The 25969-nt window shown below is 70.1% G+C and carries 19 protein-coding genes and 1 pseudogene; 5 read left to right on the forward strand and 15 right to left on the reverse strand.

All coding sequences use genetic code 11. The features are described from left to right. Window positions 1–109: 109 nt before the first annotated feature. From ACIOHC_RS07590 to ACIOHC_RS07605, 4 genes are all read right to left on the reverse strand, one after another. Complete coding sequence (locus tag ACIOHC_RS07590) at window positions 110–997, reverse strand: ABC transporter permease (protein ID WP_351072651.1); 888 nt, start codon at window positions 995–997, stop codon at window positions 110–112. Beyond that, window positions 984–1970 carry an ABC transporter ATP-binding protein gene (locus ACIOHC_RS07595; protein ID WP_351072649.1) on the reverse strand — a complete coding sequence of 329 codons (987 nt, stop codon included), beginning with the start codon at window positions 1968–1970 and terminating at the stop codon, window positions 984–986. The genes ACIOHC_RS07590 and ACIOHC_RS07595 overlap by 14 nt, the downstream gene beginning before the upstream one ends. A 138-nt stretch (window positions 1971–2108) precedes the next feature. Next, window positions 2109–3365 carry an outer membrane lipoprotein carrier protein LolA gene (locus ACIOHC_RS07600; RefSeq protein ID WP_401841869.1) on the reverse strand — a complete coding sequence of 419 codons (1257 nt, stop codon included), beginning with the start codon at window positions 3363–3365 and terminating at the stop codon, window positions 2109–2111. A gap of 321 nt (window positions 3366–3686) precedes the next feature. Then, window positions 3687–4697 (reverse strand): polyprenyl synthetase family protein, encoded by a 1011-nt coding sequence (locus ACIOHC_RS07605; RefSeq protein ID WP_351072645.1) that lies wholly within the window; start codon window positions 4695–4697, stop codon window positions 3687–3689. A gap of 156 nt (window positions 4698–4853) precedes the next feature. Between ACIOHC_RS07605 and ACIOHC_RS07610 the strand changes: the two genes are divergently transcribed. The 5 genes and pseudogenes from ACIOHC_RS07610 to ACIOHC_RS07630 all read left to right on the forward strand — a co-directional run. Beyond that, on the forward strand, window positions 4854–6353 hold the full coding sequence (locus ACIOHC_RS07610) for a peptide MFS transporter (RefSeq protein WP_351072643.1): 1500 nt from the start codon (window positions 4854–4856) through the stop codon (window positions 6351–6353). 9 nt (window positions 6354–6362) lie between these two features. After that, window positions 6363–8357 (forward strand): CocE/NonD family hydrolase, encoded by a 1995-nt coding sequence (locus ACIOHC_RS07615; RefSeq protein ID WP_401841873.1) that lies wholly within the window; start codon window positions 6363–6365, stop codon window positions 8355–8357. Between the two features lie 135 nt (window positions 8358–8492). Beyond that, entirely contained in the window at window positions 8493–9722 is a 1230-nt protein-coding gene (gene fahA / locus ACIOHC_RS07620) for a fumarylacetoacetase (protein WP_351072640.1), read from the forward strand. Further along, a complete protein-coding gene (locus tag ACIOHC_RS07625; RefSeq protein WP_401841875.1) occupies window positions 9719–10393 on the forward strand; it encodes a GPP34 family phosphoprotein in 675 nt (224 codons plus the stop codon). Before fahA ends, ACIOHC_RS07625 begins: the two co-directional genes overlap by 4 nt. A gap of 144 nt (window positions 10394–10537) precedes the next feature. Beyond that, window positions 10538–10807, forward strand: a pseudogene (locus ACIOHC_RS07630) (Uma2 family endonuclease); the annotation flags it as partial. Window positions 10808–10832: 25 nt separating this feature from the next. Here the strand turns inward: ACIOHC_RS07630 and recQ are convergent. The 11 genes from recQ to nuoE form a co-directional block, all read right to left on the reverse strand. Then, window positions 10833–12842 (reverse strand): DNA helicase RecQ, encoded by a 2010-nt coding sequence (recQ, locus tag ACIOHC_RS07635; RefSeq protein ID WP_351072636.1) that lies wholly within the window; start codon window positions 12840–12842, stop codon window positions 10833–10835. A gap of 152 nt (window positions 12843–12994) precedes the next feature. Beyond that, complete coding sequence (gene nuoN, locus ACIOHC_RS07640; protein ID WP_351072635.1) at window positions 12995–14698, reverse strand: NADH-quinone oxidoreductase subunit NuoN; 1704 nt, start codon at window positions 14696–14698, stop codon at window positions 12995–12997. Then, window positions 14695–16266, reverse strand: coding sequence for an NADH-quinone oxidoreductase subunit M (locus ACIOHC_RS07645; RefSeq protein WP_401841877.1), 1572 nt, complete (start codon window positions 16264–16266; stop codon window positions 14695–14697). The genes nuoN and ACIOHC_RS07645 overlap by 4 nt, the downstream gene beginning before the upstream one ends. 5 nt (window positions 16267–16271) lie before the next feature. After that, window positions 16272–18167, reverse strand: a complete 1896-nt coding sequence (gene nuoL / locus ACIOHC_RS07650) for an NADH-quinone oxidoreductase subunit L (protein ID WP_365692466.1) — start codon at window positions 18165–18167, stop codon at window positions 16272–16274. A 14-nt stretch (window positions 18168–18181) separates the two neighbouring features. After that, window positions 18182–18481 carry an NADH-quinone oxidoreductase subunit NuoK gene (gene nuoK, locus ACIOHC_RS07655; protein ID WP_093543641.1) on the reverse strand — a complete coding sequence of 100 codons (300 nt, stop codon included), beginning with the start codon at window positions 18479–18481 and terminating at the stop codon, window positions 18182–18184. Beyond that, a complete protein-coding gene (locus ACIOHC_RS07660; protein ID WP_351072630.1) occupies window positions 18478–19305 on the reverse strand; it encodes an NADH-quinone oxidoreductase subunit J in 828 nt (275 codons plus the stop codon). The genes nuoK and ACIOHC_RS07660 overlap by 4 nt, the downstream gene beginning before the upstream one ends. Then, complete coding sequence (gene nuoI / locus ACIOHC_RS07665) at window positions 19302–19931, reverse strand: NADH-quinone oxidoreductase subunit NuoI (protein WP_351072628.1); 630 nt, start codon at window positions 19929–19931, stop codon at window positions 19302–19304. Before nuoI ends, ACIOHC_RS07660 begins: the two co-directional genes overlap by 4 nt. Then, window positions 19924–21327 (reverse strand): NADH-quinone oxidoreductase subunit NuoH, encoded by a 1404-nt coding sequence (gene nuoH, locus ACIOHC_RS07670; RefSeq protein WP_401841880.1) that lies wholly within the window; start codon window positions 21325–21327, stop codon window positions 19924–19926. Before nuoH ends, nuoI begins: the two co-directional genes overlap by 8 nt. After that, the gene (locus tag ACIOHC_RS07675; protein WP_365692464.1) at window positions 21324–23831 is read right to left on the reverse strand and encodes an NADH-quinone oxidoreductase subunit G; all 2508 of its coding nucleotides are present in this window, start codon (window positions 23829–23831) and stop codon (window positions 21324–21326) included. Before ACIOHC_RS07675 ends, nuoH begins: the two co-directional genes overlap by 4 nt. Continuing rightward, the gene (gene nuoF, locus ACIOHC_RS07680) at window positions 23828–25201 is read right to left on the reverse strand and encodes an NADH-quinone oxidoreductase subunit NuoF (protein WP_351072625.1); all 1374 of its coding nucleotides are present in this window, start codon (window positions 25199–25201) and stop codon (window positions 23828–23830) included. Before nuoF ends, ACIOHC_RS07675 begins: the two co-directional genes overlap by 4 nt. Next, the gene (nuoE, locus tag ACIOHC_RS07685) at window positions 25198–25968 is read right to left on the reverse strand and encodes an NADH-quinone oxidoreductase subunit NuoE (protein ID WP_351072833.1); all 771 of its coding nucleotides are present in this window, start codon (window positions 25966–25968) and stop codon (window positions 25198–25200) included. The genes nuoF and nuoE overlap by 4 nt, the downstream gene beginning before the upstream one ends. Between the last annotated feature and the right edge of the window lies 1 nt (window position 25969).

Genomic DNA, 25969 nt, shown 5'->3' on the forward strand with positions numbered 1-25969 from the left:
CGTGTCGCATCGTTCCCGCTGTTCGCACCGTTCGTGCCGTTCGTGCCGCGACGAGCCGATCGGGGGACGGCTCGCCCGGCCGACGGCGCGAGGGCGATGCCGTCGGGTGTCAGGCGGTGATGTCCTTCGCCGTGAAGCGGGCCCAGGCCGCCGAGCCGAACACCACCGCGTACAAGCCCTGAAGTCCCAGGTTCTTGACCACCTCGTCCCAGTAGACGGGCTCGCGCAGCAGGTCCGCGTACGACATCCAGTAGTGCGGGAAGAGGTACGGGTGGATGCCGCTCAGCTGTGGGATCGTGTCCACGATCTGCACGGTGATCAGTATTCCGACGGTGGCGGCCATCGCCGCGATTCCGCTGCCGGTGAGGGTCGAGACGAACAGCCCGATCGCCGCGAATCCGATCAGTGACGCCGCGACCACCACCGCGATCAGGCCGGCCCGCAGCAGTCCTTCACCGAAGCCGATCCGGGTCCCGGAGATGGTGGTGACCTCGCCGACGGGGAAGAGCAGCGACCCCACGGCGAGCGCCGAGAGGGCCACGACCAGGGTCGCGACCAGGCAGAACGCGAGGACGGAGGCGTACTTCGTCAGCAGCAGCCGGGTCCGGCCGGCCGGGGCGACCAGCAGATAGCGCAGGGTTCCGGCGTTGGCCTCACCGGCGATCGAGTCGCCCGCCACGACCCCGACGGCCATCGGGAGGAAGACCGGGAGCGTCACCGCGAGGGCCGCGAAGACCAGGAAGAGGCCGTTGTTGGTGACCTGGGAGAGGAACGCGGGGCCGCCCCCGCCACCGCCCGGTCCGGGTGAGGAGCCGTGGTCGGTCTCGACCTTCACCGCGATCCCTATGAGCACGGGAACGGCGGCCAGCACCCCGAGCAGCGCGAGGGTGCGCCAGCGGCGGAATGTGGTGGTCAGTTCGGAGCGAAGGATTCCGAAGGTCCACAGCGGGTTGCGCGTCCTGTCCACCGCCGTGGGTACGACTTCAGCCTGCGACATCGAATCCCTCTCCGGTGAGTGCGACGAAGGCATCCTCCAACGAGGCCCGTTCGATGCCGAAGGACCTCAGGCGTACGTCGGCGTGCACCAGCGCCGAGCTGAGGTCCGCGAGCTCGACATCGCCCGGCGGGGCCTCGGCGCTCACCCGGTCGCCGTCGACCGTGACGCCGGTGAGGCCCCGTTCCTTGAGGACGCGGGCGGCATCGCCCGGGTCCGGGGTGGTGACGGCCAGCCGGCCCCGGGCGCCCGCCGCAAGATCCGCGACCGGCCCCTGGACGACCAGCCGGCCCCGGGCCATCACCGCGACATGGGTGCAGACCTGCTCGATCTCGTCGAGGAGGTGGGAGGAGAGGAAGACGGTGGTGCCCTCCGCCGCCAGTTCCCTCACCAGCGTGCGGATCTCGCGCATGCCCTGCGGGTCCAGGCCGTTGGTCGGCTCGTCCAGGACGAGCAGGCGGCGAGGCTGGAGCAGGGCGGCGGCGAGACCGAGGCGCTGCTTCATGCCGAGCGAGTACGCCTTGGCCTTCTTGCCGGCCGCGGCGGCCAGCCCGACCCGGTCCAGGGCCTGGGCGACCCGGACCCGGCGGGTGCGCGGATCGGCCGTCGGATCGGCAGAGTCGTAACGCAGCAGATTGTCCCGGCCGCTCAGGAAGCCGTACAGCGCGGGCCCCTCGATCAACGCCCCCACCTGCGGAAGTACGGTACGGGCCGCGTCCGGCATGGACTGACCGAGTACCTGCGCGGTGCCGGACGTGGGGTCGATCAGGCCCATCAGCATCCGGATCGTGGTGGTCTTCCCGGAGCCGTTGGGCCCGAGGAACCCGAAGACGCTGCCGCCTGGAACGTCGAGGTCGAGGCCGTCCACGGCGAGCTGGCCGCCGCGGTACCGCTTGGTCAGGCCCCGCGTCTCGACAACGGCCCCGGCGGACTCGGTCACCGCCTCCGGCCCGATCGCGGTCCCAGGCTCTGTCATGCGTACTCCCCAAGGGTCGGGTGGGGCCGGGTCCGGCGGATCGGGGCCGGACAGCACGGCTCGGCGCGGGCCGCCCCGCCGTACGGAGAGTACGGCGGGGCGGGTGAACAGCGGCGCGAAACGCGGTGCGCCCCCGTGTCAGGCGGCGTCGTTCGCCGCCTTGACCAGCGCGTCCGGCGTGACCGCGCCGACGTACACCTTGCCGTCGTCCGTCATCAGGGCGTTGACCAGGCGGGTCTTGAAGACCGTGCCGGAGCCGAACTTGCCGCTGACCTTGTCGCCCAGCGCGTCCAGGAACTGCTGCGCCTCGGCCGGTACGTCGCCCGACGCCTTCGAGGGGAGGCCGATGCCGCCCGGGGTCCTGATCTCGGCGATCGCGTTCCAGCCCTCGCCGATGACCTTCGTGTCCTTGCCGCCCTCGGCCCCGGCGCCCAGTCCGCCGGCACCCAGTCCCTCCGCGCCCGGGAACATGCCCGGACCCTTGTCCCCGTCGGTCTTCCGCTGTGCCTTCGCGTCGTCGGCCTCGGTCACCTTGGTGCCCTTGGGCGGGGTGAACGTGAACGAGGAGGCGGCAGGCTTCCCGAAGTCGACCTTGGTGAACCCGGCGTCGACGACGGCCTTGCCACCGCTGCTCGCAAGCAGTGTGAACTTCAGCGGCACGCCGTTCTTCGCGTCGACCGCGACCGTGAACGAGCCGATCGTGGAGCCGCTCTGCCGGGGCTTGACGACCAGCTTGTACGCGTCACGTCCGGCGACCCGCGCCGTGCCGTCGACCGTCACCGAGGTGGTGGGGCCCGCGGCCTTCAGGACCTGCTCGGCGAGTGCCTTCGGCGTGGTCGGCACGGACTCGGGGGCCGGGTGCCCGGCCTTCTTCCCGCTCCCGTCCTCCGTGGCGTGGTACGCCTCGTTGGAGCCGCTGTCGTACGCCCAGACCTGATCGCCGTTGCGGATCAGGCTGTACTCCGCCGCGCTGTCCAGGATCGACACCCGCTGCTTGTCGGGGCCGTCGGCGGCCACCCGCAGGGTGTGCGTGCCGGACGTCAGCTCCGTCATCTTCTTCTGCGGGTCGGCGCCGGAATCACCCTTGCCGCTGCCGCCGCCCTGGGCGAAGGATCCGGCCAGACCGCCGAGCGACGGAATGCCGAGGTCCGTGCTGATCTTCACCGTGCCGGAGAACTGCTGGGCGTCCGAAGCGGCGATCTTCTCGATGAGCTGCTGTGCGGTGATCTTCGGCAGATCGGGGTCACCGGTGCTCGCGAGCGCCGGGACGAGCCCGATCGTCGCGGCCGCCACCCCCGCCACCGCGACCGGGACGATGTAGCGCGCCGCCTTCCGGCGGCCGACGGCGGTGCCCCTGGTCCCGCCGTTCGTCTCAACGCTGTCGTTCGGTGCCATGTGTGCCCTACCTCCGTGGTCGGCGGCTTCCGTCCGGATGCACTCGTCCACTCCGCGCCGCCATTCTCACCCGATTTGCTCAGGAGTGGTTGTTCTCCATCTGACCGAACCGGCGATGCGAAAGCGTCACTCCCGGGGAGCAACTCCGCCTACCTCTTCGGTATGACACCCCCCGGGGCGGGCCCGCCCCGTCCCGTAGGGGTACCGCCCCGGGGTCTCGGCGGAGGAGGGAGTCGACGCGGAACGTCGGCGACCGACGACAACGTGGGAAGCGCGCGTGCCAGGGCGTGGCCGCCCGGTCGGAGGTCACCCGACAGGCTCTCAGCCCGCGCGGTGCACCACCGCGTCGCACAGCTCCTCCAGCGCGGCCTTCGCGTAACAGTCGGGCAGCGGGGCCAGCGTCCTGCGTGCCTCCTGCGCGTACCGGACGGCGTCCCGCCGGGCCTCCTCCAGCGCCGGGTGGGCGCGCAGCCTGCGCAGTGCCTCGGCGTGCCGCGCGTCGTCGCTCAGGTCGCCGTCGAGCAGCTCGACGAGTTCCAGGTCGTCCGGTTTCCCGTCGGCCGCGGCGCGGGCCCGCAGATGGAGCACGGGGAGTGTCGGGATGCCTTCGCGCAGGTCGGTGCCGGGGGTCTTGCCGGACTCGTGGGAGTCGGAGGTGATGTCGAGCACGTCGTCGGCGAGCTGGAAGGCGACGCCGAGCCGCTCCCCGTACTGGGTGAGGATGTCGACGACCGACTCGTCCGCACCGGCCGTCATCGCGCCGAACCGGCAGGCCACGGCGACCAGCGAGCCGGTCTTGCCGCGCATCACTTCGAGGTAGTGCTCGACCGGGTCGCGCCCGTCGCCCGGACCCGCGGTCTCCAGGATCTGACCGGTGACCAGCCGCTCGAACGCCTCCGCCTGGATGCGTACGGCCTCCGGACCGAGGTCGGCCAGTATGTGGGAGGCGCGGGCGAAGAGGAAGTCGCCGGTCAGGACGGCCACCGAGTTGCCCCAGCGGGTGTTGGCGCTGTCGACGCCACGGCGTACGTCCGCCTCGTCCATCACGTCGTCGTGGTAGAGCGTGGCGAGGTGGGTCAGTTCCACGACGACGGCCGCGGGCACGACACCCGGCGCGTCGGGGTCGCCGAACCGGGCCGCCAGCATGGCCAGCAGCGGCCGGAAACGCTTGCCCCCGGCGCGTACGAGATGCTGCGCGGCCTCCGTGATGAAGGGCACGCCGCTCTTGGTGGCCTCAAGCAGCCCCGACTCGACAGCAGCCAAACCGGCCTGGACATCGGCCTCAAGAGCGTGGTCCCGCACGCTCAGTCCGAACGGCCCGACGACGGTCACGAGGGGATCTCCTGTCTACTGACGATCACACGGAATGTCGATGTGTCGCTGTCATCACTCAAGTCAGCGTATCCGGTCCCCTTTGGATCTCCGTGGGCGCCTTCCCGCCACCGCCGGTATGTTCGGGATCAGCTCATACGATCTGGAGTTCTCCCTTTGTCCCACACGGCCACCGACACCGAACCGACTCAGCCGCCACCCGGCGACGACCATGCCTTTTTCGGCCAGCCACGGGGCCTGATGACCCTGTCCGGCCTGGAGGTCTGGGAACGGTTCTCGTTCCTCGGCATGCAGGCGATCCTGGTCCTCTACTTCGCCGACACCGTCGCCCGCGGCGGCATGGGGATGGAACCGGGCACCGCGGCCTCCGTCTCGGCCGCCTACGGCACCCTCGTCTACCTGGTCTCCGTGGCCGGCGGCTGGCTGGCCGACCGGATCCTCGGCTCGTACCGCGCCGTCCTGTACGGCGGAATTCTCATTGCCTGCGGGCATTACGCCATGGCGGTGCCCAGCGACGCCATGACATGGACCGGCCTCGGTCTGATCAGCGCCGGCACCGGTCTGCTCAAGCCCAATGTGGCGACCATGGTCGGCAAGCTCTACCGCACCGCCGACGAGCGTCGCGACGCCGGCTTCGCGCTCTATTACATGGGCATCAACATCGGCGCGTTCCTCGGCCCGCTCGTCACCGGCTGGCTCGGGGACCACGCGAGCTGGCACTGGGGCTTCTCCGCGGCCGCCGTCGGTATGACCCTCGGCCTGATCCAGTACGTACTGGGCCGGCGTCACCTGGCCGGCCGAACGCACAGCGCCGAATTCGCGCTGGAACCGGCACCGATGCGCCGTGCCGTACGGCTGATCGTGATCGGCGCCGTCGTGGTCGCCGCCGTCGCCACCGCCCTGGCCCTGGCGGGCTGGCTGACCATGGGCCGCTTCGTCGACCTGCTCACCCTGGTGTCGGTGATCGCACCGGTCGTGTACTTCGCGGTGATGTTCCGCAGTCCGCGGGTCACCGGCGAGGAACGCGGCAGGCTGCGCCCGTACGTGGTGCTGTTCCTGGCCTCCGTCGTCTTCAACTTCATCCTCTTCCAGGCGTACTCGACGATGATGCTGCTCGCGTCGACCAACGCCCGTACCGAGATCCTCGGCTTCCACTTCCCGGCGAGCTGGTACGCCTCGGCGCTCGGCGCGTTCGAGGTCGCGCTCGCCCCGGTGGTCGCCGCCGTGTGGGCCCGGATGGGCCCGCGTCAGCCGCACGCCTCCAACAAGATCGCGATCGGGGTGATCCTCGGCGGACTGTCCTTCCTGCTGATGGTGCTGCCGACCTCCGGACACACCGGCGACACCTATCGGATGGCCGCCTGGTGGATCGTCGGCTCGTACCTGCTGCTCGGACTCGGCGACATCCTGCTGGAGACCTCCGGCATGTCCGCGACCACCAAGCTCGCGCCCAAGGCGTTCGCCAGCCAGACGATGGCGCTCTGGTTCCTCTCGCTGGCCCTCGCCAACGGCATCCAGGCCCAAGTCGTGAAGCTGTACGGCGAGGTGTCCAACCCCGCCTACTTCGGTGTCAATGGCGCGATTGCGGTGGTGGCCGGTGTGGCTGTCATCGCCGCCGCCCCCTGGCTCAAACGCACCATGCACCCCGTCCACTGAGGTACCGCCATGCACATCCGCACCACGTTCCCGTATGACACCACCCATGAGGACGTCTACATTCCGCTGCCGGACGGCACCCGGCTGTACGCCCGGATCTGGCGGCCCGTCACCGACGAACCCGTCCCCGCGCTCCTCGAATACCTGCCGTACCGGCTGAGCGACTGGACGGCGCCGCGCGACTGGCAGCGCCATCCCTGGTACGCGGGCCACGGCTACGCCTCCGTCCGGGTGGACGTACGCGGACACGGCAACAGCGAGGGCCTGCCTGGCGACGAGTACGACGCGACGGAACTGGCCGACGGGGTCGCCGTCATCCACTGGCTGGCCCAGCAGGAGTGGTGCTCCGGTCGGGTCGGCATGTTCGGCATCTCCTGGGGCGGCTTCAACTCGCTGCAGATCGCGGCTCTGGCCCCCGAACCGCTGAAGGCGATCGTCACCGTCTGCTCGACCGACGACCGCTACGACAACGACGTCCACTACATGGGCGGCTCGGTCCTCGGCGTCGACATGCATGCCTGGGCGGCCACCATGCTGGCCTTCGTCTCCCGGCCGCCGGACCCGGCGCAGGCCGGCGAGAGCTGGAAGGACATGTGGCTGCAGCGGCTGGAGACGGTCGAACCGTTCATCCACACCTGGCTGGCGCACCAGACCCGCGACGACTACTGGAAGCACGGCAGTGTCTGCGAGGACTACTCCGCGATCCAGGCCCACGTCCTCGCGGTGGGCGGCTGGCACGACCCGTACCGCGACACGGTCCTGCGGCTCGTCGAGCACCTCGCCCCGGACAAGGTCCGCGGGCTGATCGGTCCCTGGTCGCACCAGTACCCCGACCGCGGTCTGCCGCCCGGTCCGGCGATCGGCTTCCTCCAGGAGACGCTGCGCTGGTGGGACCAGCACCTGAAGGACGAGGACACCGGCATCATGGCGGAGCCGCTGCTCCGGTCCTGGATCAGCGAGTCGCACCGCCCCGCCACGGTCTACGAGACACTGCCGGGACGCTGGGTCGGCGACACCGCCTGGCCGTCCCCGAACATCACGCCCGTCGTGTACGCCCTCCAGGGCGGTCCGCAGATCGTCGACTCGCCGCAGCAGACCGGTCTGGACGCCGGGCGCTTCTTCCCGTTCGGCAACGACGCCGACCTGCCGCCCGACCAGCGCGACGAGGACGCCAAGTCGGTCTCGTTCGAGTTCCCGGTCGAGCACGCCCCGATCGAGATCCTGGGCCGAGCCCGGGTGAAGCTGCGCATCCGGATGGACGTGGCGCGTGGCCAGGCCATCGCCCGGCTCTGCGACGTCGCACCGGACGGCTCCTCCACCCTGGTCACCCGCGGGGCGCTCAACCTCTGCGCACGGCACGGCCGCGACCGCGCGGACGACTGGCCGGTGGGCGCGACCGAGGACGTGACCTTCGAACTCAACGGCATCGGGCACACCTTCCCGCCCGGCCACCGGATCAGGCTCGCGATCTCGTCCTCGTACTGGCCGTGGATCTGGCCGCAGGCGGGCTCGGTCGGCTTCACCCTGGACGCCGACGGCAGCTCCCTCGAACTGCCGGTGCGCCGGCACACCGAGGACCCGGCGATCCGTTTCGAGGAACCGGAACAGTCGGAGCCGCTCGGCGTCGTCCACCCCGTGACGCTCGACGCACAGCGCCCCGAACGCCTGGTCGTCCGCGATGTCGCCAAGGGCGAATGGCGGCTGGAGGTCGACCCCCGCTACGGCGGCACCCGCGTCTATCCGGACGGCCTCGAATTCACCGAGGACGCCCTGGAGACCTACACGATCCAGGAGAACGACCCGCACTCCGCCCGTACTCGCTCCGACTGGACGATCCGGCTGCACCGGCCGGAGATGGCGTGGGACGTACGGATCGAGACCCGGTCCGAGATCAGCGCGGACGACACCGACTTCATCACGTCCGACGAGGTGGTGTGCAGGGACGGCGGCGAGGTCGTCTTCCACCGGACCTGGGAGAAGCGGATCCCGCGCACGGCCGGATGAGCCACCGCCGTGCTCCCGCACACCGGGGGCACGGCGGAACTTTCCGGGCATCAGGAGCAGTTGGGACACTCCCGCGGGGTGGCGACACCGACGTAACGTGTCCTCCAAGCGACCTGGAAAGCGAGGCAGCAACACATGCCCGAGCAGAGCAGCCCGCTCGATCTGGCCGAGGGCGACCCCTTCGGTCCGCACAACCTTCCCTACGGTGTGTTCTCCACCCCCGACCACCCCGGGGACCGCCGGGTCGGCGTCCGCATCGGCAACCACGTACTGGACGCCGGAGCCGCGGCGCACGCACTCGGCTCGCCCTACGCGCAACTCCTCGCCCAGCCGGACCTGACCGCGCTGCTGGCCGCGGGCCGCACGGCCTGGCGCGACGTCCGGCGGGCCCTGACCGCATGGGTGACGGTCCCGGCACACCGCGCGGACATCGAACCGCTGCTGCACCCGGTCGGGTCCGTGACACTCCATCTGCCGTACGAGGTCGCGGACTACGTCGACTTCTACGCGAGCGAGCACCACGCCACCAACGTCGGAAAGATCTTCCGGCCGAACGGTGACGCGCTGACGCCCAACTGGAAGCACCTCCCGATCGGCTACCACGGCAGGTCCGGCACCGTCGTCGTCTCCGGTACGGACGTGGTGCGCCCCTCCGGCCAGCGCAAGGCACCGTCCGACGCGGCCCCGGTCTTCGGCCCGTCCGTCAAGCTCGACATCGAGGCCGAGGTCGGCTTCGTCGTCGGAGTCGGCTCCGAGCAGGGCCGCCCGGTCCCGCTCGGTGACTTCCGCGAGCACGTCTTCGGGCTCTGCCTGCTCAACGACTGGTCGGCGCGGGACATCCAGGCCTGGGAGTACGTCCCGCTCGGCCCGTTCCTCGGCAAGTCCTTCGCCACGTCCGTATCGGCCTGGGTGACACCGCTCGAAGCCCTGGAGGCGGCCCGGATCGCGCCCCCGGCCCGCGACTTCCCGCTGCTCCCCTATCTGGAGGACGCGGGCGCGGAGGAGGCCGGCGGCCTCGACCTGCGGATCTCCGTCGCCATCAACGGACAGCCGGTCGCCGAGCCGCCGTTCGCCACCATGTACTGGACGGCGGCCCAGATGCTGGCCCAGATGACGGTCAACGGGGCGTCGCTGCGCACCGGTGATCTGTACGGCTCGGGCACGGTCAGCGGCGCCGAGCCCGGACAGCGCGGCTCCCTCCTGGAGCTGACCTGGAACGGTCGCGACCCGCTGGACCTCCCGGACGGCAAGCGGACGTTCCTGGAGGACGGCGACACGGTGACGATGACGGCCTGGGCACCGGGCCCGGACGGCACCCGGGTCGGCCTCGGCGAGGTCACGGGACGGATCGTGCCCGCGTCGTGAACCCCGCTCTCCCGGAGCACACGCTCCCCGAGGAACTGCTCCTGCTCGCCCTGGACCCTCGGCGCGGCAAGCCGTACTGCCGAAACCGTTTCCTGGAGTACGGGGTGGCGGGCGCGGTCCTCGCGGAGCTGGAGCTCCACGGCCGGATCGCCGAACACCTCGGCCGGATACGGGTGATCAGCCGGCAGGCTCCCCAGGACCCGCTCCTCGCGCAGGTCCTGGGGAGCCTGCCGGCCCCGGGCGGGGGCGGGCTCGCGGGCGGCGTCGGCGCGAAGGCGTGGATCCGGCGGACCGGCCGATACGTCGAGGAGCTGTGCCTGGAGCATCTGGTGGGCCGAGCGGTCCTGCGCAGGGAGACCCACCGGCTCCTCGGCCTGCTCCCCTACCACCGCCACCCGGCGGCGGACCCGGCCCTGCCGGCCGCGGTCGCGGTCCGAGAACGCTTCGCGTCCGCCGAGGCGGCCGGCTTCCCGGACCGGCGCAGCCGCACCCTGGCCGCCCTGGTCTCGGCGACCGGCCTGTCGGGCGCCGTGGCACAGGGCGGCTGGAGAAGCCGTTCGACGATGCACGACCTGGTGCGCGACGAGTGGACCGCGCACGCGGTGCGCCGGAACGTACGCCAGGACAAGGCCAACCGGAGCGGCGCAGGCGCGGCAGGCGGGGACGACTGACCGGGGCGGGGCGAGTCGGGCGGAGGCCGAGGACGTCGGCAGTGCGCAGGGCGTTCACACGTTCGGGGAAGCCATATCCCATTCCCGGCCGATACGCTGGAAAGTCCCGCCGGACTCTGCGTCATGGGAGCACTGATGAGCGTTCTGGCGGTCGAGGTCGTGTCCGACGAGTCCCTGACCCGGGACCGGGAGACCAAGCCCGTGAAGTACGCGCGGGCCAGGATCCCGCACTGCTGGCGAGTCGAGAACCGCGACGGCAGGGCGGTGGTCTGCGTCTTCGAGCTGGAGCCGTCGACCGGGGCCTACACCTCCACCGGCATCTTCCACGACCGGATGAAGGTCTCCGTCCCCTTCACGGTCGATCTCGACCTCACCGCGATCACCTCGCGCCGCCGGGCAGCGGCCCCGGAGTAGCCCCGCCGCCATCCGTCCCCCGCACTCACTCGTACTCGGGCGGTTCCTCGTCCCAGCCCCACTCCGGGTCGGCGTCGAGGGCCGCCGACGTCCCCCGGTCCGGAGCCGTCGACGCCGCCGGGGCCGGTGCGGCGGGGGCCACCGCAGGGCCGGGCTCCGGACCCGCCGCGACATCCCCGAACGACGCGAGCACCTCCAGCACCCCCTCCCCGTACGTTGCCAGCTTCTTCTCGCCCAGGCCGCTGATACCGCCCAGCGCGGACACCGAGTCCGGCCGGACCGTGGCGATCTCGCGCAGCGTCGCGTCGTGGAAGATGACGTACGCCGGGACGCCCTGCTCCTTCGCCTGCGCGCCGCGCCAGGCCCGCAGTGCTTCGAAGACCGGGACCGCCTCGGGCGCCAGCTCGGCGGCGACCGCCTGGGACTTCGCCTTGCGTTCGCCCTTCGTGGAGCGCGACGCGGGCTTCGGTGCCTCCTTGCGCAGCAGCACCTCGCGCTCCCGGCCGAGGACGGAGCCGCTCTCCTGGGTCAGCACCAGCGTGCCGTACTCGCCCTCGACCGCGATCAGCCCCTGGGCGAGCAACTGCCTTACCACTCCGCGCCATTCGGCCTCGGACAGCTCCTCGCCGATGCCGAAGACCGAGAGCTGGTCGTGGTCGAACTGGATGACCTTCGCCGTCTTGCGGCCGAGCAGGATGTCGATGACCTGGCCCGCACCGAACTTCTGCCCCCGCTCCCGCTTCAGCCGGACCACGGTCGACAGCAGCTTCTGCGCGACCACCGTGCCGTCCCAGGACTCGGGCGGGGTGAGGCAGGTGTCGCAGTTGCCGCAGGCCGCCGCGCCGGGCTCCTGGCCGAAGTACGTCAGGAGCTGGCCGCGGCGGCACCGGACCGTCTCGCACAGGGCCAGCATCGAGTCGAGGTGGGAGGCGGCTCGGCGGCGAAACGCCTCGTCGCCCTCGCCGCCCTGGATGAGCTTGCGCTGCTGGACGACGTCCTGGAGTCCGTACGCCATCCAGGCCGTGGACGGCAGCCCGTCACGCCCGGCACGGCCGGTCTCCTGGTAGTAGCCCTCGACCGACTTCGGCAGGTCCAGATGGGCGACGAAGCGTACGTCCGGCTTGTCGATGCCCATGCCGAACGCGATGGTCGCGACGACGACCAGACCCTCCTCGCGCAGGAAGCGGGACTGGTGGGCGGCGCGCGTGGCCGCGTCCAGACCGGCGTGGTACGGGACGGCGTCGATGCCGTTGCGACAGAGGTACTCGGCGGTCTTCTCCGTCGAGTTGCGCGACAGGCAGTAGACGATGCCCGCGTCCCCGGAGTGCTCCTCCTTGAGGAAGGAGAGCAGTTGCTTCTTCGGATCGGCCTTCGGCACGATCCGGTACTGGATGTTGGGCCGGTCGAAGCTGGCGACGAAGTGCTTCGCGTCCGGCATGCCCAGACGCTGGGTGATCTCCTGGTGCGTGGCGTTGGTCGCGGTGGCCGTCAGGGCGATGCGCGGCACGTCGGGCCAGCGCTCACCGAGGACCGACAGCGCCAGGTAGTCGGGCCGGAAGTCGTGGCCCCACTGGGCCACACAGTGCGCCTCGTCGATGGCGAAGACGGAGATCTCGCCGCGGGAGAGCAGGCCGAGGGTGGAGTCCAGGCGGAGCCGCTCAGGGGCCAGGTAGAGCAGGTCGAGCTCGCCGGCGACGAACTGGGCCTCCATCGAGCGGCGCTCGTCGAAGTCCTGCGTGGAGTTGATGAAGCCGGCCCGCACACCGAGCGCCCGCAACGCGTCCACCTGGTCCTGCATGAGGGCGATCAGGGGCGAGATGACAATGCCCGTACCGCCTCTGACCAGGGACGGGATCTGGTAGCAGAGGGACTTTCCGCCGCCGGTCGGCATGAGCACGACGGCGTCGCCGCCCGCGATCACATGGTCGACGATCGCTTCCTGCTCGCCGCGGAATGCCTCGTACCCGAACACCCGGTGCAGCGTCCGCCGCGCGTCGCTCTCGGTCACGTCCATGGTCCCGCCCGTCACGCTCATCGTTCTGTCCCCCGAGATCCCGGGTCCGTCCCGTTCCGTCCTGCCACCGTCCCCTGCCACGATAGGCGCCGCCTACGACAACGCCGGACGGGCTCGACTTCTCAAGCCCGTCCGGCGTTGTCATGGCGGTGCACCGGCTGTGCGCGTGTGCGCTACCTCACGAACACTCCCGCCTGGCCGGCCAGGTCCAGGAAGTACTGCGGGGCGAGGCCCAGCACCAGCGTGACCGCGACACCGACCGCGATCGTCGTCATCGTCAGCGGGGACGGGACGGCGACCGTCGGGCCGTCCGCCTTCGGCTCGCTGAAGAACATCAGCACGATGACGCGGATGTAGAAGAACGCGGCGATCGCCGAGGAGATCACACCGACCACGACCAGGCCGCCCGCGCCGCCGTCGGCCGCGGCCTTGAAGACGGCGAACTTCCCCGAGAACCCGGAGGTGAGCGGGATACCGGCGAAGGCCAGCAGGAACACCGCGAAGACCGCGGCGACCAGCGGCGAACGCCGGCCGAGCCCGGCCCACTTCGACAGGTGCGTCGCCTCACCGCCCGCGTCACGCACCAGGGTGACGACGGCGAACGCGCCGACCGTCACGAAGGAGTACGCGCCCAGGTAGAAGAGGACCGACGAGATGCCGTCCGGGGTGGTCGCGATGACACCGGCGAGGATGAAGCCGGCGTGGGCGATCGAGGAGTAGGCGAGCAGCCGCTTGATGTCGGTCTGGGTGATGGCGACGATCGCACCGCCCAGCATCGTGACGATCGCGACGGCCCACATGACCGGGCGCCAGTCCCAGGCGAGGCCCGGCAGCACCACGTACAGCAGTCGCAGCAGCGCACCGAACGCCGCGACCTTGGTGGCCGCGGCCATGAAGCCGGTCACCGGGGTCGGGGCGCCCTGGTAGACGTCCGGGGTCCACATGTGGAACGGGACGGCGCCGACCTTGAAGAGCAGACCGGTCAGGATCATCGCGCCGCCGATCAGGAGCAGCGCGTCATTGCCCATGGTGTCGGCGAGCGCCGGATCGATCCGGGTGACCGAGCCGTCGACCACGTTCGCGATGGTGGCGTACGAGACGGAGCCCGCGTAGCCGTACAGCAGGGCGATCCCGAAGAGCAGGAACGCCGACGAGAAGGCACCGAGCAGGAAGTACTTCACCGCGGCCTCCTGCGACATCAGCCGCTTGCGGCGGGCGACGGCGCACAGGAGGTAGAGCGGGAGGGAGAAGACCTCCAGGGCCACGAAGAGGGTCAGCAGGTCGTTGGCCGCCGGGAAGACCAGCATGCCGGCCACGGAGAAGAGGACCAGCGGGAAGACCTCGGTCGTGGTGAAGCCGGCCTTGACCGCGGCCTTCTCACTGTCGCTGCCGGGGACCGATGCGGCCTGTGCGGCGAAGGAGTCGACGCTTCCCCAAGCTCTCAACTTCGTTCGAGCAGGGGATGCCCCACCTCCGTGCGGGGCGGGGTCGAGCCGCCGCTCGGCGAAGGTGAAGACGGCGACCAGCGAGGTCAGCAGGATGGTGCCCTGCAGGAACAGCGTCGGGCCGTCGATCGCGAGGGCGCCCATCGCGGCGATGTGCGCCTTCGTCGTGCCGTACCCCCCGGCCGCCAGGCCGACCACCGCGGCGAACGCGGCGGCGAGGGCGACGACCGTCAGGAAGACCTGTGTGTAGTAGCGCGACCGGCGCGGCACGAAGGCCTCGACGAGCACGCCCACGACGGCGACACCGATCACGATGAGCACCGGGGTCAGCTGGGCGTACTCGATGACCGGTGCCTTGAATTTCTCGGCCGGGGCGGCCGATGTCACCCCGCCCGCCGTCGTCCACAGGCTGTGGACAGCTGTTGCGCTCACTTGGCGGCCTCCACCTCAGGCTGGGGGTCCTTCTTCTGGACGTCCGACATGGTGTGCTGCACCGCCGGATTCACGATCTCCGTCAGCGGCTTCGGATAGACACCCAGGAAGAGCAGCAGCGCGATCAGCGGGAGAACCACCGCCAGCTCTCGGACCTTGAGATCCGCCATGCCCCGGACCTCGGCCTTCACCGGGCCCGTCATCGTCCGCTGGTAGAGGACGAGGACGTACAGCGCGGCGAGCACGATGCCGGTCGTGGCGACGATGCCGGCCGCCGGGTACGCGCTGAACGTACCGACCAGGACCAGGAACTCACTGACGAACGGGGCGAGTCCGGGCAGCGAAAGGGTGGCCAGACCGCCGATCAGGAAGGTGCCGGCCAGGACGGGCGCCACCTTCTGCACCCCGCCGTAGTCGGCGATGAGCCGCGAACCGCGCCGGGTGATCAGGAAGCCCGCCACCAGCATCAGCGCGGCCGTCGAGATCCCGTGGTTGACCATGTAGAGCGTGGCGCCCGACTGGCCCTGGCTCGTCATCGCGAAGATGCCGAGGACGATGAAGCCGAAGTGCGAGATCGACGCGTAGGCGATCAGCCGCTTGATGTCGCGCTGGCCGACGGCGAGCAGCGCCCCGTACACGATGCTGATCAGCGCCAGGACGACGATCACCGGCGTCGCCCACTTGCTGGCCTCCGGGAAGAGCTGGAGGCAGAAGCGGAGCATCGCGAAGGTGCCGACCTTGTCGACGACCGCGGTGATCAGGACGGCGACCGGGGAGGTCGCCTCGCCCATGGCGTTGGGCAACCAGGTGTGCAGCGGCCACAGCGGGGCCTTCACCGCGAAGGCGAAGAAGAACCCGAGGAAGAGCCACCGCTCCGTGCTGGTCGCCATGGAGAGCGAGCCGTTGGCCCGTGCCTCGGCGATCTCGGAGAGCGAGAACGTCCCCGCGACCACGTACAGCCCGATCACGGCGGCCAGCATGATGAGCCCGCCGACCAGGTTGTAGAGCAGGAACTTGACGGCGGCGTAGGAGCGTTGCGCCGCCGCGTTCTCGTCGCTGCCGGTGTGTGCCCGGTCCCCGAAGCCGCCGATGAGGAAGTACATCGGGATGAGCATGGCTTCGAAGAGGATGTAGAAGAGGAAGACGTCGGTGGCCTCGAAGGAGAGGATCACCATCGCTTCGACCATCAGGATCAGGGCGAAGAAGCCCTGGGTCGGCCGCCAGCGCGAGGACTTCGTCTCCAGGGGATCGGCGTCGTGCCAGCCGGCCAGGATGACGAAGGGGACCAGCAGGGCGGTGAGCGCCATGAGCGCCACCCCGATGCCGTCCACGCCCAGTTCGTACCGGACGCCGAAGTCCTTGATCCAGGCATGCGATTCGGTGAGCTGGTAGCGGGCGCCGCCGGGCTCGAACCTGGCGAGCGCGATGCCCGCCAGCACGAGCGTGGCCAGCGAGAACAGCAGCGCCAGCCATTTGGCCGCGGTGCGCCGGGCGGCGGGGACGGCGGCGGTGGCGATCGCACCGATCGCCGGGAGGGCCGCCGTCGCCGTCAGGAGGGGAAAGGACATGGTGATCAGACCGCCCTCATCAGCAGGGTCGCGGCGATGAGGACCGCCGTACCGCCGAACATCGAGACCGCGTAGGAGCGGGCGTAGCCGTTCTGCAGCTTGCGCAGCCGGCCCGAGAGCCCGCCCATCGAGGCGGCCGTGCCGTTGACGACGCCGTCGACCAGGGTGTGGTCGACATACACCAGGGAGCGGGTGAGGTGCTCGCCGCCGCGGACCAGGACCACATGGTTGAAGTCGTCCTGGAGGAGATCGCGACGGGCCGCCCGGGTGAGCAGCGAGCCGCGCGGGGCGACGACCGGGACCGGCTTGCGTCCGTACATCGCCCAGGCGATGGCGACACCGACGACGAGCACCACCATCGTGGCCGCCGTGACGGTCGTGGCGCTGACCGGGGCGTGCCCGTGACTGTGCCCGGTGACCGGCTCCAGCCAGTTCAGGAAGCGGTCGCCGATGGAGAAGAGGCCTCCGGCGAAGACCGACCCGAAAGCCAGGATGATCATGGGGATGGTCATCGACTTCGGGGACTCGTGCGGATGCGGCTCGTTACCCTGCTCGTCCGGCTGCCAGCGCTTCTCTCCGAAGAACGTCAGCAGCATCACGCGTGTCATGTAGAACGCGGTGATCGCGGCGCCCAGCAGGGCGACCGAGCCGAGGATCCAGCCCTCGGTGCCGCCCTTGGCGAAGGCCGCCTCGATGATCTTGTCCTTGGAGAAGAAGCCGGACAGACCGGGGAAGCCGATGATCGCCAGATAGCCGAGGCCGAAGGTGATGAAGGTGACCGGCATGTACTTCCGCAGGCCGCCGAACTTCCGCATGTCGACCTCGTCGTTCATGCCGTGCATGACCGAACCGGCGCCGAGGAAGAGTCCCGCCTTGAAGAAGCCGTGCGTCACCAGGTGCATGATCGCGAAGACATAGCCGATCGGGCCGAGCCCGGCGGCCAGGATCATGTACCCGATCTGCGACATCGTCGACCCGGCGAGGGCCTTCTTGATGTCGTCCTTCGCGCAACCGACGATCGCACCGAAGAGCAGCGTGACCGCACCGACGACCACGACGACCAGCTGTGCGTCCGGCGCGGCGTTGAAGACCGCGCCGGAGCGGACGATGAGGTAGACGCCCGCGGTCACCATGGTCGCGGCGTGGATGAGGGCCGAGACCGGGGTCGGGCCCTCCATCGCGTCACCGAGCCAGGACTGCAGCGGCACCTGGGCCGACTTGCCGCAGGCCGCGAGCAGCAGCATCAGGCCGATCGCCGTCAGCTTGCCCTCGCTCGTCTGGCCGGTCTCCGCCAGCACGGGGCCGAAGGCGAACGTGCCGAAGGTGGTGAACATCAGCATGATCGCGATCGACAGGCCCATGTCACCGACCCGGTTGACCAGGAATGCCTTCTTGGCGGCCGTGGCCGCGCTGGGCTTGTGCTGCCAGAAGCCGATCAGCAGGTACGACGCCAGACCGACGCCCTCCCACCCGACGTACAGCAGCAGGTAGTTGTCCGCGATGACCAGGATCAGCATCGCCGCGAGGAACAGGTTCAGATAGCCGAAGAAGCGGCGCCGGCGCTCGTCGTGCGCCATGTAGCCGATCGAGTAGATGTGGATCAGGGTGCCCACACCGGTGATCAGCAGCACGAACGTCATCGACAACTGGTCGAGTTGGAAGGCCACATCGGCCCGGAAGCCCTCGACCGGGATCCAGCTGAACAGCTTCTGGTGCAGCGCCCGGTCCTCGGCGCCCTTCCCCAGCATGTCGAGGAAGAGCACGACACCGATGACGAAGGACGCGGCGGCGAGCAGGGTGCCGATCCAGTGTCCGGCGCGGTCCAGCCGTCGGCCGCCGCAGAGCAGGACCGCCGCTCCGAGCAGAGGCGCCGCGACGAGCAGCGCAATCAGGTTCTCCACGATTCAACGTCCCCTTACAGCTTCATCAGGCTGGCGTCGTCGACCGAGGCCGAGTGGCGGGAACGGAACACCGACACGATGATCGCGAGCCCGACCACGACCTCCGCGGCGGCGACGACCATCGTGAAGAAGGCGATGATCTGGCCGTCGAGATTGCCGTGCATCCGGGAGAAGGTCACGAACGCGAGGTTGCAGGCGTTGAGCATCAGCTCCACGCACATGAACACCACGATCGCGTTCCGCCGGATCAGCACCCCGGCCGCACCGATCGTGAACAACAGGGCGGCCAGATAGAGGTAGTTGACCGGATTCACTTGGCGGCCTCCTCGTCTTCGTTGTCCCGGCCGAGCCGCTCCTCGGCCCGCTGCTCCAGCGCCTTGAGCCGGTCCAGCGACTCGTTCGACACATCGCGGATCTGGCCGCGGCTGCGCAGCGTCTGCATGACGGTGAGCTCGGACGGTGTGCCGTCCGGGAGCAGACCCGGGATGTCCACGGCGTTGTGCCGGGCGTAGACGCCGGGGGCGGGCAGCGGCGGCAGCTGCTTGCCGCGTACGCGCGCCTCGGACATCTCCCGCTGGGTCTTTGCCCGTTCGGTGCGCTCCCGGTGGGTGAGCACCATCGCGCCGACCGTCGCCGTGATCAGCAGGGCGCCGGTGATCTCGAAGGCGAAGACGTACTTGGTGAAGATGAGGCTGGCCAGCCCCTCGATGTTCCCGCCGTGCTCGGTGTTGGCGGTGCCGAGACCGTTGAAGCTGTTCAGCGAGGCGTTGCCGATGCCCGCGATCAGCAGGACCCCGAAGCCGATACCGCAGCCCGCGGCGAGCCAGCGCTGGCCCTTGAGGGTCTCCTTCAGCGAGTCGGCCGCCGTGACACCGACGAGCATGACCACGAAGAGGAACAGCATCATGATCGCGCCGGTGTAGACGACGATCTGGACGACGCCCAGGAAGTAGGCGCCGTTGGCGAGGTAGAACACCGCCAGGACGATCATGGTCCCGGCGAGGCTCAGCGCGCTGTGCACGGCCTTCTTCATCAGTACGGTGGACAGCGCGCCGAGCACGGCGACGATGCCCAGCACCCAGAACTGGACGGCCTCGCCGGTCGAGGTCTGGGAGGCCGCCGCGGCCAGGCCGGTCATGCGTCCACCTCCTGCGCCGAGCCGTTGTTCTCGCGGTCGCCGTCCGACGGCTTCTCGCCCTTGGATACCGCGGTCTGACGCTCCGTGCCGGGGGCGGCCTCGGTGACCAGACCCCGGTAGTAGTCCTGCTCGTCCATCCCGGGGTGGATCGCGTGCGGGGTGTCGACCATGCCCTCCTCCAGGCCCGCGAGCAGCTCGTCCTTGGTGTAGATCAGGCTCTCGCGAGTGGTGTTGGCAAGCTCGAACTCATTGGTCATCGTCAGCGCCCGGGTCGGGCACGCCTCGATGCACAGCCCGCAGAGAATGCAGCGCGCGTAGTTGATCTGGTAGACGCGGCCGTAGCGCTCACCCGGGGAGTAGCGCTCCTCATCGGTGTTGTCCGCGCCCTCCACATAGATCGCGTCCGCCGGACAGGCCCAGGCGCACAGCTCACAGCCGACGCACTTCTCCAGACCGTCCGGGTGACGGTTGAGCTGATGCCGGCCGTGGAAGCGCGGCGCCGTCACCTTCTGCGTTTCCGGATACTGCTCGGTCAACCGCTTCTTGAACATGGCCTTGAAGGTCACGCCGAAGCCGGCGACGGGGTTCTGGAACTTCTCCTCCGAGGGTTCTGATGACTCAGACACCGTCAGCCTCCTTTCCGTCACTCGAATTTCCGTCACTCTCAGTGTCCGACCCACCACTGACAACGAGCTCCCGCTCGCCGCGCGGCCTGCGGCGCGGCACCGGCGGCAGGGTCTGTCCGGGCAGCGGCGGCACCGGGAATCCGCCCGCCATCGGGTCGAACTCCGGCTCCGGTCCGGCGTCCGCCTCCGCGGCCCGGCCCTTCTTGTCGCGGAACATGTCGGCGACGAAGGAGATCAGCAGGATCGCGATCACGGCCCCGGCCACGTACAGCACGATCTTCGAGAAGTCGTAGCCCTCGTTGCGCAGTGCCCGCACCGTCGCGACCAGCATCAGCCAGAGCAGCGAGACCGGGATCAGGACCTTCCAGCCGAGCTTCATCAGCTGGTCGTAGCGGACCCGGGGCAGCGTGCCGCGCAGCCAGATGAAGAAGAACAGCAGCAACTGGACCTTGATGACGAACCAGAGCATCGGCCACCAGCCCTGGTTCGCCCCCTCCCAGAAGGTGCTGATCGGCCACGGGGCCCGCCAGCCGCCCAGGAACAGGGTCGTGGAGACCGCCGAGACGGTGACCATGTTGACGTACTCGGCGAGCATGAACATCGCGAACTTGATCGACGAGTACTCGGTGTTGAAGCCGCCGACGAGGTCGCCCTCGGACTCCGGCATGTCGAACGGGGCCCGGTTGGTCTCACCGACCATCGTGACGATGTAGATGATGAAGGAGACCGGCAGCAGCAGGATGAACCAGCGGTCCTGCTGCGCCTCCACGATCTTCGAGGTCGACATCGACCCGGAGTAGAGGAAGACCGAGGCGAACGCGGCGCCCATCGCGATCTCGTAGCTGATCATCTGCGCGCAGGAGCGCAGGCCGCCGAGGAGCGGGTACGTCGATCCGGACGACCAGCCCGCCAGCACGATGCCGTAGATCCCGACCGAGGCGACCGCGAGGATGTAGAGCATCGCGATGGGCAGGTCGGTGAGCTGCATCGCCGTACGGTGCCCGAAGATCGAGACCTGGTTGTCGGACGGGCCGAACGGGATCACCGCGATCGCCATGAACGCCGGAATGGCGGCGACGATCGGTGCCAGCACGTACACGACCTTGTCGGCCCGTTTGACGACGACGTCTTCCTTCAGCATCAGCTTGATGCCGTCGGCGAGCGACTGGAGCATGCCCCAGGGGCCGTGCCTGTTGGGTCCGATGCGCAGCTGCATCCAGGCGACGACCTTGCGCTCCCACACGATGGAGAAGAGCACGGTCACCATCAGGAACGCGAAGCAGAACACCGCCTTGATGACGACGAGCCACCACGGGTCGGTGCCGAACATCGACAGATCCTCGGCGGCGAGTACGGCGTGGTGCGGTGCCGCGGCCAGTTGAGCGAAGGCGGTCACGCCCTCACCTCCGGTGTGACGTCGGGAGTGCCCGGTGCGGCGGGGCCGATCCGGACCAGACCGCCGGGCCGGGCACCGGTGTCGGCCGGGATGCCCCGCCCGACGGAGTTCAGCGGCACCCAGACCACGCGGTCCGGCATGTCGGTGACCTTCAACGGGAGTTCGACGCTGCCCGCCGGGCCGGTGACGGCCAGCAGATCGCCGTCCTTCACACCCGTCTCGGCCGCGGTGACGGCGGAGAGCCTGGCGACCGAGGCGTGCCGGGTGCCGGCCAGCGCTTCGTCGCCCTCCTGGAGCCGGCCCAGGTCGAGCAGCATCCGGTGGCCCGCGAGGATCGCCTCCCCGTCGCCGGGCCTGGGCAGCGGTCGTGCCGACTCGTTCGGGTCGGTGGCGTGCGCGCCGGCCCAGCCGCCGAGCCGGTCCAGCTCACGGCGTACGGACTTCAGGTCCGGCAGCGCGAAATGGGTGTCCATGGCGTCGGCCAGCATGTGCAGCACGCGGGCATCGGTCGGCGCGGGCGTCCGTGTCATCTGCTCGGGCTTCAGCGCGGCCTCGAACATCCGCGCCCTGCCCTCCCAGTTGAGGAAGGTGCCGGGCTTCTCGGCCACCGCGGCGACCGGGAGGACCACATCGGCCCGCTCGGTCACCTCGCTGGGCCGCAGCTCCAGCGAGACCAGGAATCCGACCTGGTCCAGGGCCTCCAGGGCCCGCGCCGGGTTCGGCAGGTCCACGGGCTCGACCCCGGCGACGAGCAGCGCACCGAGTTCTCCGGTGGCCGCGGCCTCCACGATCTGGCCGGTGTCGCGGCCGAAGCGGGACGGGAGTTCGGCGACGTTCCAGACGGCCGCCACCTCGCCCCTGGCCCGCGGGTCGGTCGCCGGCCGGCCGCCCGGCAGCAGCGACGGAAGCGCGCCCGCCTCCACCGCGGCGCGCTCGCCGGCCCGGCGCGGGATCCACACCAGCGCGGCCCCGGTCGCGGCGGCGGTCCGTACCGCGGCGGTCAGCCCGCCCGGCACCGTGGCCAGCCGCTCGCCGACCACGATCACCGCACCCTCGCCGCGCAGCGCCTCGGCCGCGACGGCTCCGTCGCCGTCGAGCCCGACGCCGCCCGCGATCGCGTCCAGCCACTCGGTCTCGGTACCGGGGGCGGCGGGGAGCAGCGTGCCGCCCGCCTTCTCCAGCCCTCGGGTGGCGTGCGAGGCGACGGCGAACGTGCGCTGTCCGTGCTTGCGGTTCGCCTTGCGCAGCCGCAGGAAGACGCCGGGTGCCTCCTCCTCCGACTCGAACCCGACCAGCAGCACCGTCGGGGCCTTCTCCAGCGAGGTGTACGTGACACCCGTGCCGTCCAGGTCCCGGCCCCGCCCGGCGACGCGGGCGGCCAGGAAGTCGGCCTCCTCGCTGCTGTGCGCCCGCGCCCGGAAGTCGACGTCGTTCGTGTCGAGGGCGACCCGGGCGAACTTGCTGTACGCGTACGCGTCCTCGACGGTCAGCCGGCCGCCGGTGAGGACACCCGTCCTGCCGCGTGCGGCGGTCAGCCCGGCAGCCGCGGCGGCCAGCGCCTCGGGCCAGCTCGCCGGTTCCAGGACACCGTCCGCGTTGCGTACCAGCGGGGTGGTGAGCCGGTCCCGTTGCTGCGCGTAGCGGAAACCGAAGCGGCCCTTGTCGCAGACCCACTCCTCGTTGACCTCGGGGTCGTTGGCGGCGAGCCGCCGCATGACCTTGCCGCGCCGGTGGTCGGTACGGGTGGCACAGCCGCCCGCGCAGTGCTCGCACACCGACGGCGACGACACCAGGTCGAAGGGCCGGGACCGGAACCGGTACGCCGCGGAGGTCAGCGCCCCGACGGGGCAGATCTGGATGGTGTTCCCGGAGAAGTACGACTCGAACGGGTCGCCCTCGCCCGTACCCACCTGCTGGAGGGCGCCGCGCTCGATCAGCTCGATCATCGGATCGCCCGCCACCTGGTTGGAGAAGCGGGTGCAGCGCGCGCAGAGCACGCACCGCTCGCGGTCCAGCAGCACCTGGGTGGAGATCGGGACGGGCTTCTCGTACGTCCGCTTCTTCCCGTCGAAGCGGGAGTCGGCGCCGCCGTGCGACATCGCCTGGTTCTGCAGCGGGCACTCGCCGCCCTTGTCGCAGACCGGGCAGTCCAGCGGGTGGTTGATGAGCAGCAGCTCCATCACACCCTTCTGCGCCTTCTCGGCGACCGGCGAGGTCAGCTGCGACCGCACCACCATGCCGTCGGTGCAGGTGATGGTGCAGGACGCCATCGGCTTGCGCTGGCCCTCGACCTCGACGATGCACTGGCGGCAGGCGCCGACCGGATCGAGGAGCGGGTGGTCGCAGAAGCGCGGGATCTCGATGCCGAGGAGTTCCGCGGCCCGGATGACCAGGGTGCCCTTGGGCACGCTGATCTCGATGCCGTCGATCGTCAGCGTGACGAGGTCCTCGGGCGGAACGGCCGCCTCGCCGCCCCCGGAGGGCGCACTCGTGGTGACTGTCATGCGTTCACCCCCTGGTGAGCGTTCTTGTCGTCGGCCCAGGCGGTCGACCTGGCGGGATCGAAGGGGCAGCCCCGGCCCGTGATGTGCTGCTCGTACTCCTCGCGGAAGTACTTCAGCGAGGAGAAGATCGGCGAGGCGGCGCCGTCACCGAGGGCGCAGAAGGACTTGCCGTTGATGTTGTCGGCGATGTCGTTCAGCTTGTCGAGGTCGGCCGGCTGTCCCTTGCCTGCCTCGATGTCGCGGAGCAACTGGACCAGCCAGTACGTGCCCTCGCGGCACGGCGTGCACTTGCCGCAGGACTCGTGGGCGTAGAACTCGGTCCAGCGGGTGACCGCCCGCACGACGCAGGTCGTCTCGTCGAAGCACTGGAGCGCCTTGGTGCCGAGCATGGAACCGGCGGCGCCGACGCCCTCGTAGTCGAGCGGCACGTCGAGGTGCTCGTCGGTGAACATCGGGGTCGAGGAGCCGCCCGGGGTCCAGAACTTCAGGCGGTGGCCGGGGCGCATGCCACCGCTCATGTCGAGCAGCTGGCGCAACGTGATGCCGAGCGGGGCCTCGTACTGGCCGGGGCTCGCGACATGCCCGCTGAGCGAGTACAGCGTGAAGCCCGGGGACTTCTCGCTGCCCATCGACTTGAACCACTCCTTGCCCCGGTTCAGGATCGCGGGAACCGAGGCGATGGATTCGACGTTGTTCACCACAGTGGGGCAGGCGTACAGACCGGCGACCGCGGGGAAGGGCGGCCGCAGCCGGGGCTGGCCGCGTCGCCCTTCGAGCGAGTCGAGGAGTGCGGTCTCCTCACCACAGATGTACGCGCCCGCGCCCGCGTGCACGGTGAGTTCCAGGTCGAGCCCCGAGCCCAGGATGTTCGTCCCGAGGAAGCCCGCCTCGTACGCCTCGCGCACGGCCTCGTGCAACCGCCGCAGCACGGGGACGACTTCACCGCGCAGGTAGATGAAGGCGTGCGAGGAACGGATCGCGTAGCAGGCGATCACGATGCCCTCGATGAGGGAGTGCGGGTTGGCGAAGAGGAGCGGGATGTCCTTGCAGGTCCCGGGCTCCGACTCGTCGGCGTTGACCACCAGGTAGTGCGGTTTGCCGTCGCCCTGCGGGATGAACTGCCACTTCATCCCGGTGGGGAAGCCGGCGCCTCCGCGGCCGCGCAGACCGGAGTCCTTGACGTACGCGATGAGGTCGTCCGGCGACATGGCGAGGGCCTTGCGAAGCCCCTCGTATCCCTCGTGGCGCCGGTAGGTCTCCAGGGTCCAGGATTCCGGTTCGTCCCAGAAGGCGGAGAGGACGGGGACGAGCAGCTTCTCGGGGCTGCCCCCGCTGCCGTTGTCGTTGATTTCGGTTGCCAACGTCATCACTCTCCCTCCTCGCCTGTCGGGCCGGACGGGTGCTCCGGGTCCTGCGGGGCATCGGCGTGCCCCGACTCACCCCGCGGGGCGACGACCCTCGGGTGCGTCTCCTCGCCCCTGGCGAGCCGGAGTCCGATCAGCGAGGCGGGGCCCGCACCACCGGACGCCTCGACGGCGCCGGGGCGCTCGTCGGGGAAGCCGGCCAGGATCCGGGACGTCTCCTTGTACGAGCACAGGGGCGCGCCACGGGTGGGTTCGACGGTGCGCCCGGCGATCAGGTCGTCGACCAGCCGCGTCGCGCTCTCGGGGGTCTGGTTGTCGAAGAACTCCCAGTTGACCATCACCACGGGAGCGAAATCGCAGGCCGCGTTGCACTCGATGTGTTCGAGGGTGACCTTGCCGTCCTCGGTTGTCATATCGGGCCCGTCGTCGCCGACGCCGAGGTGCTCCTTGAGCCGGTCGAAGATCGCGTCGCCGCCCATCACCGCGCACAGGGTGTTGGTGCAGACACCGACCTGGTACTCGCCGCTCGGCTTGCGCCGGTACATCGTGTAGAAGGTGGCGACCGCGGTGACCTCGGCAGTGGTGAGGCCGAGCTGCTCGGCGCAGAACGCCATGCCCGTACGGGAGACGAAGCCCTCCTCGGCCTGCACCAGGTGCAGCAGCGGCAGCAGGGCGGAGCGGCTGCCGGGGTAGCGGGCGATCACCTCCTTCGCGTCCGCTTCGAGCCTGGCGCGCACCTCGGCCGGGTAGGCGGGGGCGGGGAGCTGCGGCATC

This window comes from Streptomyces sp. NPDC088252 (assembly GCF_044740965.1).
Lineage (GTDB): Bacteria > Actinomycetota > Actinomycetes > Streptomycetales > Streptomycetaceae > Streptomyces.

Bases quoted from the DNA above. Each gene is read 5' to 3' on its own strand.
- fahA (WP_351072640.1), top strand. From the start codon at position 8,493: ATGCCCGAGCAGAGCAGCCCGCTCGATCTGGCCGAGGGCGACCCCTTC.
- nuoE (WP_351072833.1), bottom strand. From the start codon at position 25,968: ATGCCGCAGCTCCCCGCCCCCGCCTACCCGGCCGAGGTGCGCGCCAGG.
- ACIOHC_RS07660 (WP_351072630.1), bottom strand. From the start codon at position 19,305: ATGACCGGCCTGGCCGCGGCGGCCTCCCAGACCTCGACCGGCGAGGCC.
- ACIOHC_RS07590 (WP_351072651.1), bottom strand. From the start codon at position 997: ATGTCGCAGGCTGAAGTCGTACCCACGGCGGTGGACAGGACGCGCAAC.
- recQ (WP_351072636.1), bottom strand. From the start codon at position 12,842: ATGAGCGTGACGGGCGGGACCATGGACGTGACCGAGAGCGACGCGCGG.
- ACIOHC_RS07615 (WP_401841873.1), top strand. From the start codon at position 6,363: ATGCACATCCGCACCACGTTCCCGTATGACACCACCCATGAGGACGTC.
- ACIOHC_RS07595 (WP_351072649.1), bottom strand. From the start codon at position 1,970: ATGACAGAGCCTGGGACCGCGATCGGGCCGGAGGCGGTGACCGAGTCC.
- ACIOHC_RS07600 (WP_401841869.1), bottom strand. From the start codon at position 3,365: ATGGCACCGAACGACAGCGTTGAGACGAACGGCGGGACCAGGGGCACC.
- ACIOHC_RS07645 (WP_401841877.1), bottom strand. From the start codon at position 16,266: ATGTCCTTTCCCCTCCTGACGGCGACGGCGGCCCTCCCGGCGATCGGT.
- ACIOHC_RS07675 (WP_365692464.1), bottom strand. From the start codon at position 23,831: ATGACAGTCACCACGAGTGCGCCCTCCGGGGGCGGCGAGGCGGCCGTT.